The sequence below is a fragment of the uncultured Sphingomonas sp. genome, assembly GCF_964237155.1.
Lineage (GTDB): Bacteria > Pseudomonadota > Alphaproteobacteria > Sphingomonadales > Sphingomonadaceae > Sphingomonas.
Genome location: NZ_CAXSHH010000012.1, coordinates 40587 through 53646 on the forward strand (window position 1 = coordinate 40587; position 13060 = coordinate 53646).

The following is a 13060-nucleotide window of genomic DNA, read 5'->3' on the forward strand; positions in this document are numbered from 1 at the left end:
CCCATGAACGTGCGGCCCGAGACCGAGATCCCCGATACAGAAGCCGAAGCCGCCGAGCTGGAGGCGCTCGCCGCAGAGATCGCGCGGCACAACCGGCTCTACCATACCGACGACGCGCCCGAGATCAGCGACGCGGAGTACGACGCGCTGGTCAGGCGCAACGCGGCAATTGAGGCGGCGTTTCCGGCGCTGGTGCGCGGGGACTCGCCCGCCGGGGTAGTCGGCGCGGCTCCGGCCGGGCACCTCGCCAAGGTGGCGCATGCGCGGCCGATGACGAGCCTCGACAACGCGTTCTCCGACGAGGAGGTGGTCGAGTTCACCGCGCGCGTCCGCCGATTTCTCAAGCTTCCCGACGACGAGCTTGTCGCGCTGACCGCCGAGCCCAAGATCGACGGGCTGTCCTGTTCGCTGCGCTATGAGCGCGGCCGCCTCGTCCAGGCGCTGACGCGCGGCGACGGCGCGGTGGGGGAGGACGTGACGGCGAACGTCCGCACGATCGCCGGCATACCCGACACGCTGAGCGGCGACGCGCCGGAAGTGTTCGAGGTGCGCGGCGAGGTTTACATGACCAAGGCCGACTTCGCCGCCTTGAACGCTCGGCTGCTCGCGGAGGCCGATGACCCGGCGAAGGCGCGGCAGTTCGCCAACCCGCGCAACGCCGCCGCCGGGTCGCTACGGCAGAAGGATGCGGGCGTCACCGCGACGCGGCCGCTCCACTTCCTGGCGCATGGGCTGGGCGAGGCGTCGGTGCTGCCCGACACGCAGGCCGCGCTGGTGGAGCGGTGGCGCGGCTGGGGCTTCTCCGTCGATCCGCGCTTCACGCGCGCGGGCGATGTCGATGGGGCGCTCGCCGCGTACCAGGCGATCGAGGAGGCGCGCGCGGACCTGCCGTTCGATATTGACGGGGTCGTCTACAAGCTCGACCGGCTCGACTGGCAGGCGCGACTGGGCATCGTCGGCCGCGCCCCGCGCTGGGCGATCGCGCACAAGTTCCCGGCGCAACAGGCCCAGACGACGCTCCAGGCGATCGACATCCAGGTCGGGCGCACGGGATCGCTCACCCCGGTCGCCCGGTTGCAGCCGGTGACGGTGGGCGGCGTCGTCGTCACCAATGCGACGCTTCACAACGCCGACGAGATCGCGCGGTTGGGAGTGCGGCCGGGCGACCGCGTCCTGATCCAGCGCGCGGGCGACGTGATCCCGCAAATCACGAAAAACCTGACGCGCGACGTCGAGCGCCCGGCATTCACGTTCCCGACCACCTGCCCCGAATGCGGCTCGCTCGCCGAGCGCGGCGAGGGCGAGGTGGTGGTGCGCTGCACGGGCGGGCTGGTCTGCCCGGCGCAGCGGGTCGAACGCCTGATCCATTTTGTATCGCGCCGCGCGTTCGACATCGAGGGACTGGGGCTGGTGCGCGTGGAGGATTTCTTCCGCGCCGGGTTGATCGCGTCGCCCGCCGACATCTTCCGGCTCCACCGCCACCGCGACGCGCTCGTCGGGCGTGAGCGGATGTCGGAACTGGTCGTGGGCAAACTGCTCGCGGCGATCGATGAGCGGCGGCGGACCCCGCTCGACCGATTCCTGTTCGCGCTGGGCATCCGCCATGTCGGCGAGGTCACCGCGCGCGACCTGGCGCGGCGTTACGGCACGGCGCGCGCCATCGCAGGCATGATCCGAGCCGCGCTCCGGGTGCGGCGCGCGACGACACCCGTGATCGGCGAGGACGGGCGGCGGTTCGCGCTTCGGCGCGGCCGCGCGCTGGTCGCGGCGATCGAGACGGCGGGCATCGGTCCGGAGGTCGCGGACGCGCTGCTCGGCTTCTTCGCGGAGAAGCACAATCGCGACGTCGTCGCCGACCTGCTGCGCGAGGTCGAACCGCTCCCCGTCATGCACGAGACGCGCGCGTCGGAGGTGTCGGGCATGGTCGTGGTCTTCACCGGATCGCTCGAGACGCTGTCGCGCGACGAGGCCAAGCGCCAAGCCGAGGCGCTCGGCGCGCGCGTCGCCGCGTCGGTGTCGGCCAAGACCGGCCTGGTCGTCGCCGGGCCAGGCGCCGGGTCGAAGCTGAAGAAGGCGGCCGACTTGGGCGTCCGCGTCATCGACGAAGCGGGGTGGGCGGCCATCGTGGCGGGCGCGTGATGCCTTTTTGCAACGCAGCGAAAACCTTTCGCTAACCTGTCCGGGTCGCACCCGCGTTTGTCATCGAAGCGCAATACAACCGAGGCAGTGGCGCGGTCATACGGTGCCGTCGAGCGCCGGGCCGAGCCGAACATCGAGGACTACACATGCGCAATCGCTTTCTTTTGAGCGCGGCAATCGCCGCGCTCGCGATCCCGGCCGCCGCCGCCGCCCAGGAGACGACCTCGTCGATCCGTGGCACCGTGACGTCGGCCGGCCAGCCCGTGTCGGGCGCGACGGTGACAATCGTCAATGTCCCCTCGGGCACTACCGCGACCAGCACGACGGACGCGTCGGGCACCTTCAACGCAAGCGGCCTGCGCGTTGGCGGACCGTTCACCGTCACAGTCACCGCGCCCGGCTATCAGGGTTCGACCGTCACCGACATCTTCACGATCATCGCCCAGACGTTCGAGCTGCCGGTCGAACTCGCCGCCGAGGATGCCGCCGCCGAGGAGATCGTCGTCACCGCATCGTCGATCGCGGGCGCCGGCACCACGTCGCAGGGTCCGGCCACCGTGCTCGACGCGGAGGCGATCGCCAACGTCGCCACCATCAACCGCGACATCCGCGACCTGATGCGCCGCGACCCGTTCGCGCGCCTTGATGACTCCCCAGGCGGCGGCCGCGCGGTTTCGTTCGCGGGCCAGAATGCCCGCTTCAACCGCTTTTCGGTCGACGGCGTGCCCGTCACCGACAATTTCGGCCTGAACCCCGATGGTCTTCCGACCCGTCGCTCGCCCGTCCCGCTCGACGCGATCGGTCAGTTCCAGACCAAGGTCGCGCCGTATGACGTGCGCGAGGGCAACTTCCAGGGTGGCGCGATCAATGCGGTGCTGAAATCGGGCACCAACGAATTCCATGGGACCACCTTCTATTCCTATTCGTCCGACGAACTGAACGGCGATCGCACCAAGCCGGGACCGGGCGTCGTCAACGGCCGGGTGACGCTCCCCAACTATAAAATCGAGAATTACGGCGCACAGCTGTCCGGCCCGATCATCCCCGACCGGCTGTTCTTCATGGTCGCGGGCGAGCGCATCCGCGCCGGCACGCCGATCGCCGAAGGCACGGCGGAGAACAATGCGGGCACCGTCATCCCGAACATCACCCAGGCCCAGGTCGACCAGGTGTCCGCGATCGCGCAATCCCGGTACAACTACGCGACCGGCGGCATCCTCAACAATTCGGATGATCGCGATGACCGCCTCGTCGCGCGCCTCGACGCCAACCTGTCGGATACGCAGCGCGCTTCGTTGACGTATTTATATACCAAGGACTCAATCAAGATCGGGCAGAACACCTCGGTCACGGGCAATCCGGGAATCGGGCTGGAGTCCAACGGCTACGTTGCGTCTAACCGGCTCCACACCGGCGTGTTCCAGCTAAACTCTGACTGGTCGGACGATTTCTCGACGGAGGTCCGCGGCTTCTACAAGGATTACAAGCGCGGACAGGATCCGATCCTGGGCCGCGGCTTCGCGCAGTTTCGGGTGTGCGCCGCCCCGACCTCCGATCGCGCCAATCCCGGCGCGCAGGGGGCGAACGCGTCCACCGCCTGCCAGCCCGGCTTCGGTCAGGTGTCCTTCGGCCCCGACATCTCGCGCCAGACGAACGCGCTCACCAGCCGGACCTATGGCGGTCTTGTCCAGGCGCGGTTGAACCGCAACAACCATGACCTGCGCATCTTCGGTGAATTGCAGGACACCAAGATTTTCAACGCCTTCTTGCAGCGCAGTGCGGGTGATTTCTATTTTGACTCGATCGCCGACTTCCAGGCGGGCAACGCGCAGCGGCTGCAATATCAGAATGCGGTGCCGTCGCTGGATCCTGACGAAGCGGCGGCGCGGTTCCAGTATCAGCAGTACAGTTTCGGCGTTCAGGACACCTGGCGCGTGCTCGACAATCTCACGCTCGATTACGGTGTCCGCTACGACGTCTATGGCGACGACGGCTCGCCGCTTCCCGCCTTCAACCAGAGCTTCCTGAACCGCACCGGCTTCCGCAATACCGCGTATATCAGCGGACGCGACGTCGTTCAGCCGCGCATCGGCTTTAATTTCCGGCCGGTCAACGAACTGACGATCCGGGGCGGCGTAGGCATCTTCTCGGGCGGCTCGCCGGACGTGTACGTGTCCAACAGCTTCTCCAACACCGGCTTCCTGTCGAACTCGATCGATATTCGACAGAACAATCCGACGGTGGTCAACGGCGTCGAGACCGCACAGAGCTATACCGTTCCCGGCCAGACCGGCGCGACGGCGACTTCGACCGCGCAGGCAGGCTTGGTGGGCGTCAACGGCACCACCATCCCGACCCCGGTGAACACCGCGCTCCTCGCGCTGCAGGGTTCGGCCACCGCGCCCGCGACGGTCAACGCGCTCGATCCCGACTTCAAGCTGCCGTCGCAATGGCGCTCGACGCTGTCGTTCGACTACGAGCCCGAGTTCCTGGGAGGAGGCTGGCTGTTCGGCGCGGACCTGTTCTATTCGACCGTGCGCAACCAGGTGTTCTTCACCGACGCGCGCGTCTTCCGCAACGGGCTGTTCACCCCGGACGGTCGCGCGCGCTACAATTCGCTCACGAGCTTCAACGACACCAACCAGGACCTGCTACTCACCAACACCAAGCTCGGTCGCAGCTATATCGGCGTCGCCCGCTTCGAGAAGCGGTTCGATTGGGGCCTGACCGCGGGCGTTAGCTACGCGTATCAGGACGTCAAGGATCAGGCGCCCGCGACCTCGTCGACCGCCAATTCCAACTACGGCAACGGCGCGTTCCTGGATGCTAACGGCGCGGCTTACGGCATCTCGAACGACGAGGTGCGCCACAATCTGAAATACAACCTCACGTTCGATCGCGCCTTCTTCGGCGATTACAAGACGACCTTCGCGCTGTTCGGCGAGACGCGCATCGGCCGGCCGTACAGCTACACGATGCAGGAAGCGTCCAACCAGCGCAGCCCGGTGTTCGGAACGTCCGGCACGACGACGCGCTATCTGCTATATGTGCCGACAAGCACGACCGATCCGCTCGTGTCCTACGACACCAACCTGACGCGGGACACGTTCGAGGCCCTGATCAACTCGACCGGGCTCGGCAAGTACCGGGGGCGGATCACGCCGCGCAATGCCTTCAACTCGAAGTGGTTCACCCGCTTCGACCTGCATGTCGCCCAGCAGGTTCCGACCGGCATCGCTGGGTCGCGGGTGGAGGTGTTCGCGGACATCGAGAACATCACCAACCTGATCGACAAGGACTGGGGCCAGATCCGCGAATACAATTTTCCCTACACCATCCCGGCGGTGCGCGTTCAGTGTCTGACCGCGCCGGTCGCGACGGGGACGGCGGCCGGCACGGCGGTCGCGACCAACTCGAACCAGCCTTGTTTGCAGTATCGCTACCTGGCCCCTAATAACGCGCCGACCGACACGATCTACCCGCGTCAGTCGCTCTACTCGATCCGGGTGGGCGCGCGCTTCACCTTCTGATCGCCGCATTCGGTCGGCCTCGCGAAGCCGTCGTCCCCACCGGGACGGCGGCTTTCGCTTGTGGACTCACGGCGGGTTTCGTCTCGTCGCACCCTTCCCTATAACGGCCCGCGACGATGGCCACGCTCGCTCCCCCTTCCTCCATCCCCACGCCTACCGGGGCCGCGCCCTCGTTGCGCGCGCGGATTGTCGGGGCGCGGCCGTTCTTCGAGAACAAGACGCGGGCGTTCTGGACGCTTCAGGCGGTGGGGTGGAGCGGCTACCTGTTGCTGCGCGGCGTGTCGTCGGTGTCGAACGGGCCGCAGCTCGACGTCATCGTGCCCGTCATCGTCGAGGCGATCGTCGGCTATTGCCTGACGCTGCTGCTGTCGACGCTGTATGGCTCGTACCGCCGGATGGGGCGGGTGCCGGGCGTGATCCTGTCGATCCTGACGTTGCTCGGCGCGACGCTGCTCTATGCGGTCATCGACGCGTTCACCTTTTCGTTCCTGAAGGAGGTATCGCCCGGACTGAGCCTGACGCTGGTGCTGGGGTCGGTGTTCCTGAACTTCACGGTGCTCGCGGGCTGGTCGGCGCTCTATTTCGGGATCAATTTCTACCTGATCGTCGAGCAGCAGATCGACGAGATGCAGCTGCTGGAGATGCAGGCGAGTTCGGCGCAGCTGGCGATGCTGCGGTACCAGCTGAACCCGCATTTCCTGTTCAACACGCTCAATTCCATCTCGACGCTGGTGCTGCTCAAGCAGACCGAGCGGGCGAACGCGATGCTGTCGCGGCTGTCCTCGTTCCTGCGTTACACGCTCGCCAACGAACCCACCGCGCACGTCACCGTGTCGCAGGAGGTCGAGACGCTGAAACTATATCTCGAGATCGAGAAGATGCGGTTCGAGGAGCGCCTGCGCCCCGTGTTCGACATCGATCCGCGCGTCGAGCGGGCGCGGTTGCCCTCGCTGCTGCTCCAACCGCTGGTCGAGAACGCGATCAAATACGCGGTCACGCCGCAGGAGGAAGGGGCGGAAATCCACGTCGCCATGCGGTTGGCCGGAGAACGGGTGCGGATCGCCGTATCGGATACCGGACCGGGGTTGCGCGACGGCGCAGCGCGTCCCCCAAGCCTTTCGCCCGCATCGACGGGGGTGGGGCTCGCCAATATCAAGGAGCGGCTGGTGCAGGCCTATGGCCCGAACCAGCGGTTCGACACCCGCTCCACCCCGGCGGGCGGGTTCTCGGTCGAGATCGAGATCCCGTTCCAGCTTGAGGACGTGAACCGCGACCGTGAATAGGAATACCCGATGACCATCCGTACCATCCTCGTCGATGACGAACCGCTGGCGATCCAGGGCCTGGAGATCCGCTTACAGGCGCACCCCGACGTCGAGATCATCGACAAGTGCCAGAACGGCCGCGAGGCGATCCGGTCGATCAAGACGCACAAGCCCGACCTGGTGCTGCTCGATATCCAGATGCCCGGTTTCGACGGCTTTTCGGTCGTGCAGGGGTTGATGGAGGTGGAGCCGCCGCTGTTCGTCTTCGTCACCGCCTACTCCGACCATGCGCTGCGCGCGTTCGAGGCGCAGGCGGTCGATTACCTGATGAAGCCCGTCGAGGAGAGCCGGCTCGCCGACACGCTCGACCGCGTGCGCCAGCGCCTGTCGGACAAGCGCGGCGCGGGGGAGACGGAGAAGTTGAAGGAGGTGCTGGCCGAGGTCGCGCCCGACGCGGCGGGCGAGATGGCGGGCGAGGCCAACGCCGGCGACCACGCCTCCAACCGGTTCGAGAAGCTGATCAACATCAAGGACCGCGGGCAGATCTTCCGCGTCGATGTCGACACGATCGAGCGCATCGACGCGGCGGGCGATTACATGTGCATCTACACCGGCGATAACACGCTGATCCTGCGCGAGACGATGAAGGATCTGGAAAAGCGGCTCGACCCCCGCCGGTTCCAGCGCGTCCACCGTTCGACCATCGTCAATCTCGACCTGGTCAAGCAGGTGAAGCCGCACACCAATGGCGAATGCTTTCTGGTGCTGGGTTCGGGCGCGAGCGTGAAGGTGTCGCGGTCCTACCGCGACGTGGTGGCGCGCTTCGTCCATTAAGGTGGGGGCAAGGCTCGGGTGACTAGGCCCGAACACATCCGGCGCGTGTTCCGGCTCCGGATCGAGAGGCTGCGGGCGAATGATGAAGCGGTCGTGGTCCGCGCTTACCGGCGTGATGATGGTTCTCTCGGCCGCAGGCGCCGACGCGCAGTCGCCCCGTGACCTGCTGACCCAGGCGTCGTTCATCGACCGCGACCGGGCGGTCGCGTTGCGGCGGGTGACGGCGGCGCAGACCGCCGCGACCATCCAGCTCCAGCGTGCGCCCGGCGACCGCGAGGCCGCGCTGATGCAGGCGACCGCGCTCGGCTACCGCGCCAAGCTGACGGGCAGCCGCGGCGACGCGATCGCCGCGCGCAAGCTGATGGAGCAGCTCGTCGCCAGGCTGCCGACCGATCCCGAACGCCAGATACTGCTTGGCGCATGGCACACCGGCGCAGTGGACAAACTTGGTCGCCTGGTGGCGCGGGCAGCGCTGGGGGCGAGCAAGGCCGCGGGGTTGGCGGCGATCGACCGCGGCGTCGCGCTGGGCGGCACGCGCGCGATGTTTCCGGCCCTGGCGGCGATGCTACGGCTCGGCCTGGATCCGGCCGACCCGCGTGGACGTCCGCTGCTCGAGGCCGCGATCCGCGGCACCACTCCGACGGCGATGGATCGCCGCTTCCAGCGCGGCGCGGCGGCGATGCTGCCTTCCGTCCGCGCGGGCGACCGCGATACGACACGCAAGCTCGCCAAGGCCCTGCTTCCGCTCGGAAGCGTCATCGAGGACTGACTTCGGGCGCAACGACCCGCATCGCTCGCTCCCCACCTCCTTATCTGCTAGGCATCGGATCATGCTCAGTCTCGACGCCGTCACCGTCCGCCTCGGCGGGCGCGTCATCCTCGACCGCGCCACCGCGTCGCTGCCGCCGGGCTCGCGCGTGGGGCTGATCGGGCGCAATGGTGCTGGCAAATCGACCCTGGTGCGCGTGATCGCCGGCCTGCTTGACCCGGACGACGGATCGGCCGACATGCCGCGCGGTAGCCGCATCGGTTATCTGGAGCAGGAGGCGCCGTCTGGGCCGGCCACGCCGTTCGAGACGGTGCTCGCCGCCGACACCGAGCGCGCGGCGTTGTTGGTCGAAAGCGAGGAATGCCACGATCCCGACCGGCTGGGCCACGTCCACGAACGCCTGCTCGCGATCGACGCGTACGCCGCGCCCGGCCGCGCGGCGCGCATCCTGTCGGGGCTCGGCTTCGACGAGGAGGCGCAGGGGCGGCCGCTCGACAGCTTCTCGGGCGGCTGGAAAATGCGCGTGGGGCTCGCCGCGCTATTGTTCTCGCAGCCCGACCTGCTGCTGCTCGACGAGCCGTCGAACCATCTCGACCTCGAGGCGGTGTTGTGGCTCGAGGATTTCCTCCGCTCCTACCGCGCGACGATCGTCGTGGTCAGCCACGAGCGCGACTTCCTGAACAATGTCGTCGACCACATCCTGCATCTAAGCGGCGGCAAGGTGCAGCTCTATCCCGGCGGCTACGACGCGTTCGAACGGCAGCGCGCCGAGCGGGTCGCGCAGATCGAGGCGGCGCGCGCCAGCCAAGCGACGCAGCGCGCCAAGCTCCAGGACTATATCGCCCGCAACTCGGCGCGCGCCTCGACCGCCAAGCAGGCGCAGAGCCGCGCCAAGGCGCTCGGCCGGATGCAGCCGATCGCCGAGCTGCATGAGGACCCGTCGCTGCGGTTCGACTTTCCCGATCCGACCGAGCTGCGCCCGCCGCTGATCACGCTCGACATGGCGAGCGTCGGCTACGGCGATGTGCCGATCCTGAAGCGGCTTAACCTTCGCCTCGACCCGGACGACCGGATCGCGTTGCTTGGCCGCAACGGTAACGGCAAGACCACGCTTGCTCGGCTGCTCGCCGCCCAGCTCGCGGCGATGGACGGCGAGATGGCGTCCTCGGCCAAGATGAAGGTCGGCTATTTCACGCAGTACCAGGTCGAGGAGCTCGACGGCGACGACACCGCGCTCGAGCATATGGCGCGCGTCATGCGCGGCGCGAGCCCGGCGGCGGTGCGCGCGCAGCTCGGCCGATTCGGCTTTTCGGGTGACAAGGCCGTGACCAAGGTCGGGCGGCTGTCCGGCGGCGAGCGCGCGCGGCTGGCCTTGGCGCTGGTGACGCGCGACGCGCCGCACTTGCTGATCCTCGACGAGCCGACCAACCACTTGGACGTCGATGCGCGCGAGGCGCTGGTGCAGGCGCTCAACAGCTATACGGGCGCGGTGGTGGTGGTCAGCCACGACCGCCACATGCTCGAGATGACCGCCGACCGGTTGGTGCTCGTCGATGACGGCACCGCGCGCGAGTTCGACGGGACGCTCGACGATTATATCCGGCTGGTGCTGACGGGCGACAGCAAGCCCGCCGCGTCCAAGCGGGACAAGAAGGAGGAGAAGCGCCTCGCCGCCGCCGCGCGCGAGGCGGACAAGCTTGCCCGCCAGAAGCTCAAGGACTCGGAGGCGGAGGCCGCACGGCTGACCGCGCAGCGCGACGCGCTCGACAAGGCGATGTTCGATCCGAAGGCGGCCGATCCGCAACTCGCCAAGCTGGCGATGAGCGACTTGATGAAGCGCCGCGCCGAGGTCCAGGCGAAGGTCGAGGCGGCCGAGGCGCGCTGGTTGGCGGCAAGCGCGGTGGTGGAAGAGGCGGCTTAGGCCTGAACGTCCTCGCCGTCGGTCGAAGCGGCTTCGCCGTCCGCCGGCCGTTCGATCCAGGCTTCGACCGGACCGGATAGCTTGAGCGTCAGCGGACGCCCGCGCCGGTCGACCTTCTTGCCCAGCGCGACGCGGATCCAGCCCTCGGACAGGCAATATTCCTCGACATCGTGGCGCTCCAACTCCTTGAAGCGGATGCCGACGCCGCGCGCGAGCAGGGCCTCGTCATAGTGGGGACTGTCAGGGTTGGTGGACAAGCGGTCGGGGGCGGTGTCGGTCATTCCAGCGGTCCTAACCGCATCGACGCACGGGCCGCCACAAAAAAGCGGCGCGGGGTCGCCCCCGCGCCGCCTTGTCGAACGATGCTCGGCTCAGTAGCCGTAATAGCCGCGCGGCGCGACGTAGTAGCCGTCACTGCGGCGGTACTGGCCATTGCCACGATAGCCGTCGCCTTGACCATACTGGCCGCGCGGATCGACATAATAGCCGTTTCCGCGACCGTCACGGTAGCCGTTGCGGTAGGCACGGCGAGCTTGGCGTGCCTGACGTCGATCAAAGCGGCGATCGTCGACATAACCGTCGTTGTAGCCGTTATAACCGTTATAGCCGTAGCTACGGTCGTAATAACCGCCACCGCCGCGATAGTTGCGGTCGTAATAGCGGTTACGGTTGCTCGACGCGATCGCCGCGCCGATGCCGAGCCCGACGATACCGCCGAGCACGGCGCCCGTCGCCACGTCGCCGCCGCCCCGGTTGTAACGCCGGTAACGCTGCGCGTCGGCCGGAGCCGCCGCCGTCAACGCGGTCGCCGCGAGCGTCGCGCCCAAGACCGCTTTCGTCATCACATTAGCCATGAACAGACCTCCATACAGAAACGCCCGGTCCGCTATAGGAACGCAACTACTATGCGAGCGTGAGCAGGGGTATGCCCGAGTCGATCTGAACCGCAGTGGAACGGGTCGTTAAGGTTCGGAGAACGGAGCGGAATATGGCGGGCTGGCTGCTCAAGACCGAACCTGGCAGCTACGGCTGGGCCGACTTAGAGCGTGACGGCGGCACCGAGTGGGATGGCGTCCGCAACGCCGCCGCCGCGGGTCACCTGCGCGCGATGCGGGAAGCTGACCTCGCGCTGATCTACCATTCGGGCGCGGAAAAGGCCGCGGTCGGCGTGGCCCGCATCACCCGCGCCGCGCGCAAGGATGGCGACGAAGGCAACTGGGTGTCGGTCAGGATCGAGCCGGTCGAACCGCTCGCATACTCAATCACGCTGGCCGCTATGAAGGCCGACCCGCGCCTCGCCGGCATGACCATGCTTCGCCAGTCGCGCCTATCCGTGTCGCCGGTCGGGGAGGAGGAATGGGTGGTGCTGATGAAGCTGGCTCAGCGGTCGTAGTGGAAGCGGCACTGCGCTATCTCAAGTCGCTGCTCACTTCCCTTGCCTGCAATGCGGTAAGTCAGACGATGCTCGTGATCGATCCGGCGAGACCACAAGCCGGTTAAGCTTTCGCGCAACGGCTCGGGTTTGCCGATCCCTCGGAATGGCGAACGCATCGTATCCTGGATTAGCGCGTTTAGCCGCTGTGCCATCTTGGGATCGTGCGCCTGCCAATGTAGATAGTCAGTCCAGCCCTTAGGCTCGAAGATTAGCTTCACTTCGGACGATAGGCTTGAGCGGCATCGTCCCACACGACTTCAAATCCCTCACCAGCATCTAGCGCCGCGACTGAGTCCTGAAGACGCTGCGTGTTCGCCGGACTGGAAAGCAAATGAAGCGTCGCGAGCAGGCCTTCATATTCGCTTTGCGCCAACAGTATCACGGGGTCAGATCCCTGTCTCGTGACGAGTATCGCGTCGCGGTCATCGTTCGCACGGTCCATATAGTGGGCGAGGCGCTTGCGAAGGTCGGTGTAACTGACATGTATCATCGGTACAGAATGCAGTACGGAGCTGAATGAGTCAATCCGGAGTTTTAATGATGGTCGGCGAACCGACGACCCTGGTCTTCGTCTACAACGCCGCCGACGGCGTGTTCGCCGCGATCGGAGACGCGGTGCACAAGGTCGTGTCGCCCGACACCTACCCCTGCTCGTTGTGCGCGATCACCTACGGCGCGCTCCGCATGCGGCCGGAATGGCGGGCCTATCTCCGCTCGCTCCCCTACCCCGCCCGCTTCCTGCATCGGCGCGAGTTCGCGCGCGCCTATCCCGGCGTAGCGGTCCCGCTGCCTGCGATCCTGCTCGATCCCGGAAACGACGATCCCCGCATCCTGGTGGATGCGGGGACGTTGGACGGCGTCGGCGATGTCGAGGCGCTGATCGGCGCGCTCGACGCCGCGCTGGACCGCGCTTAGGCCGCCTGCTTGGCCCGGCTCGCGCGCTTGCGCTCGTTGGCGTCGAGGTGGCGTTTGCGCAGGCGGATGGACTTGGGGGTGACCTCGACCATCTCGTCGTCATCGATATAGGCGATCGCCTGCTCCAGCGTCATGCGCTTGGGCGGGGCCAGCCGGACCTGGTCGTCCTTGCCGCCGGACGCGCGGAAGTTGGTCAACGCCTTGGTCTTCATCGGATTGACCTCGAGGTCGTCCGGCTTGGCGTTCTCGCCG

At 67.1% G+C, this 13060-nt stretch carries 12 protein-coding genes and 1 pseudogene; 8 read left to right on the forward strand and 5 right to left on the reverse strand.

What is annotated here, in order from left to right:
• Positions 1-3: 3 nt before the first annotated feature.
• From ligA to ACFE71_RS04820, 6 genes are all read left to right on the forward strand, one after another.
• Entirely contained in the window at positions 4-2139 is a 2136-nt protein-coding gene (gene ligA / locus ACFE71_RS04795) for an NAD-dependent DNA ligase LigA (protein WP_375427677.1), read from the forward strand.
• A 146-nt stretch (positions 2140-2285) separates the two neighbouring features.
• Complete coding sequence (locus tag ACFE71_RS04800; RefSeq protein WP_375427678.1) at positions 2286-5669, forward strand: TonB-dependent receptor domain-containing protein; 3384 nt, start codon at positions 2286-2288, stop codon at positions 5667-5669.
• Between the two features lie 116 nt (positions 5670-5785).
• A complete protein-coding gene (locus ACFE71_RS04805; RefSeq protein WP_375427679.1) occupies positions 5786-6952 on the forward strand; it encodes a sensor histidine kinase in 1167 nt (388 codons plus the stop codon).
• Between the two features lie 9 nt (positions 6953-6961).
• Positions 6962-7768 (forward strand): LytR/AlgR family response regulator transcription factor, encoded by an 807-nt coding sequence (locus tag ACFE71_RS04810; protein ID WP_375427680.1) that lies wholly within the window; start codon positions 6962-6964, stop codon positions 7766-7768.
• 79 nt (positions 7769-7847) lie between these two features.
• Positions 7848-8537 (forward strand): hypothetical protein, encoded by a 690-nt coding sequence (locus ACFE71_RS04815; RefSeq protein ID WP_375427681.1) that lies wholly within the window; start codon positions 7848-7850, stop codon positions 8535-8537.
• 61 nt (positions 8538-8598) lie between these two features.
• Positions 8599-10458 (forward strand): ATP-binding cassette domain-containing protein, encoded by a 1860-nt coding sequence (locus tag ACFE71_RS04820; protein WP_375427682.1) that lies wholly within the window; start codon positions 8599-8601, stop codon positions 10456-10458.
• On the opposite strand, the gene ACFE71_RS04825 is transcribed toward ACFE71_RS04820, so the two are convergent.
• Both ACFE71_RS04825 and ACFE71_RS04830 read right to left on the reverse strand, forming a co-directional pair.
• On the reverse strand, positions 10455-10739 hold the full coding sequence (locus ACFE71_RS04825) for a DUF3297 family protein (protein ID WP_375427683.1): 285 nt from the start codon (positions 10737-10739) through the stop codon (positions 10455-10457). The two genes, ACFE71_RS04820 and ACFE71_RS04825, sit on opposite strands and share 4 nt — an antisense overlap.
• 90 nt (positions 10740-10829) lie before the next feature.
• Positions 10830-11312, reverse strand: coding sequence for a hypothetical protein (locus ACFE71_RS04830; RefSeq protein WP_375427684.1), 483 nt, complete (start codon positions 11310-11312; stop codon positions 10830-10832).
• Between the two features lie 134 nt (positions 11313-11446).
• Here ACFE71_RS04830 and ACFE71_RS04835 point away from each other — a divergent pair, with 134 nt between their 5' ends.
• Entirely contained in the window at positions 11447-11851 is a 405-nt protein-coding gene (locus ACFE71_RS04835) for an EVE domain-containing protein (RefSeq protein ID WP_375427685.1), read from the forward strand.
• Here the strand turns inward: ACFE71_RS04835 and ACFE71_RS04840 are convergent.
• Positions 11839-12045, reverse strand: a complete 207-nt coding sequence (locus tag ACFE71_RS04840) for a Txe/YoeB family addiction module toxin (RefSeq protein ID WP_375427689.1) — start codon at positions 12043-12045, stop codon at positions 11839-11841. The genes ACFE71_RS04835 and ACFE71_RS04840 overlap by 13 nt on opposite strands.
• A 62-nt stretch (positions 12046-12107) precedes the next feature.
• Positions 12108-12383: a type II toxin-antitoxin system Phd/YefM family antitoxin gene (locus ACFE71_RS04845; RefSeq protein WP_375427686.1), complete on the reverse strand. Its 276-nt coding sequence runs from the start codon at positions 12381-12383 to the stop codon at positions 12108-12110.
• Positions 12384-12430: 47 nt separating this feature from the next.
• Between ACFE71_RS04845 and ACFE71_RS04850 the strand changes: the two genes are divergently transcribed.
• Positions 12431-12808, forward strand: a complete 378-nt coding sequence (locus ACFE71_RS04850) for a hypothetical protein (RefSeq protein ID WP_375427687.1) — start codon at positions 12431-12433, stop codon at positions 12806-12808.
• Here the strand turns inward: ACFE71_RS04850 and ACFE71_RS04855 are convergent.
• Positions 12805-13060: pseudogene (locus ACFE71_RS04855) on the reverse strand (translational GTPase TypA); the annotation flags it as partial. The gene ACFE71_RS04850 and the pseudogene ACFE71_RS04855 overlap by 4 nt on opposite strands.

Bases quoted from the DNA above. Each gene is read 5' to 3' on its own strand.
- ligA (WP_375427677.1), top strand. From the start codon at position 4: ATGAACGTGCGGCCCGAGACCGAGATCCCCGATACAGAAGCCGAAGCC.
- ACFE71_RS04800 (WP_375427678.1), top strand. From the start codon at position 2,286: ATGCGCAATCGCTTTCTTTTGAGCGCGGCAATCGCCGCGCTCGCGATC.
- ACFE71_RS04805 (WP_375427679.1), top strand. From the start codon at position 5,786: ATGGCCACGCTCGCTCCCCCTTCCTCCATCCCCACGCCTACCGGGGCC.
- ACFE71_RS04810 (WP_375427680.1), top strand. From the start codon at position 6,962: ATGACCATCCGTACCATCCTCGTCGATGACGAACCGCTGGCGATCCAG.
- ACFE71_RS04815 (WP_375427681.1), top strand. From the start codon at position 7,848: ATGATGAAGCGGTCGTGGTCCGCGCTTACCGGCGTGATGATGGTTCTC.
- ACFE71_RS04820 (WP_375427682.1), top strand. From the start codon at position 8,599: ATGCTCAGTCTCGACGCCGTCACCGTCCGCCTCGGCGGGCGCGTCATC.
- ACFE71_RS04825 (WP_375427683.1), bottom strand. From the start codon at position 10,739: ATGACCGACACCGCCCCCGACCGCTTGTCCACCAACCCTGACAGTCCC.
- ACFE71_RS04830 (WP_375427684.1), bottom strand. From the start codon at position 11,312: ATGGCTAATGTGATGACGAAAGCGGTCTTGGGCGCGACGCTCGCGGCG.
- ACFE71_RS04835 (WP_375427685.1), top strand. From the start codon at position 11,447: ATGGCGGGCTGGCTGCTCAAGACCGAACCTGGCAGCTACGGCTGGGCC.
- ACFE71_RS04840 (WP_375427689.1), bottom strand. From the start codon at position 12,045: ATGGCACAGCGGCTAAACGCGCTAATCCAGGATACGATGCGTTCGCCA.
- ACFE71_RS04845 (WP_375427686.1), bottom strand. From the start codon at position 12,383: ATGATACATGTCAGTTACACCGACCTTCGCAAGCGCCTCGCCCACTAT.
- ACFE71_RS04850 (WP_375427687.1), top strand. From the start codon at position 12,431: ATGATGGTCGGCGAACCGACGACCCTGGTCTTCGTCTACAACGCCGCC.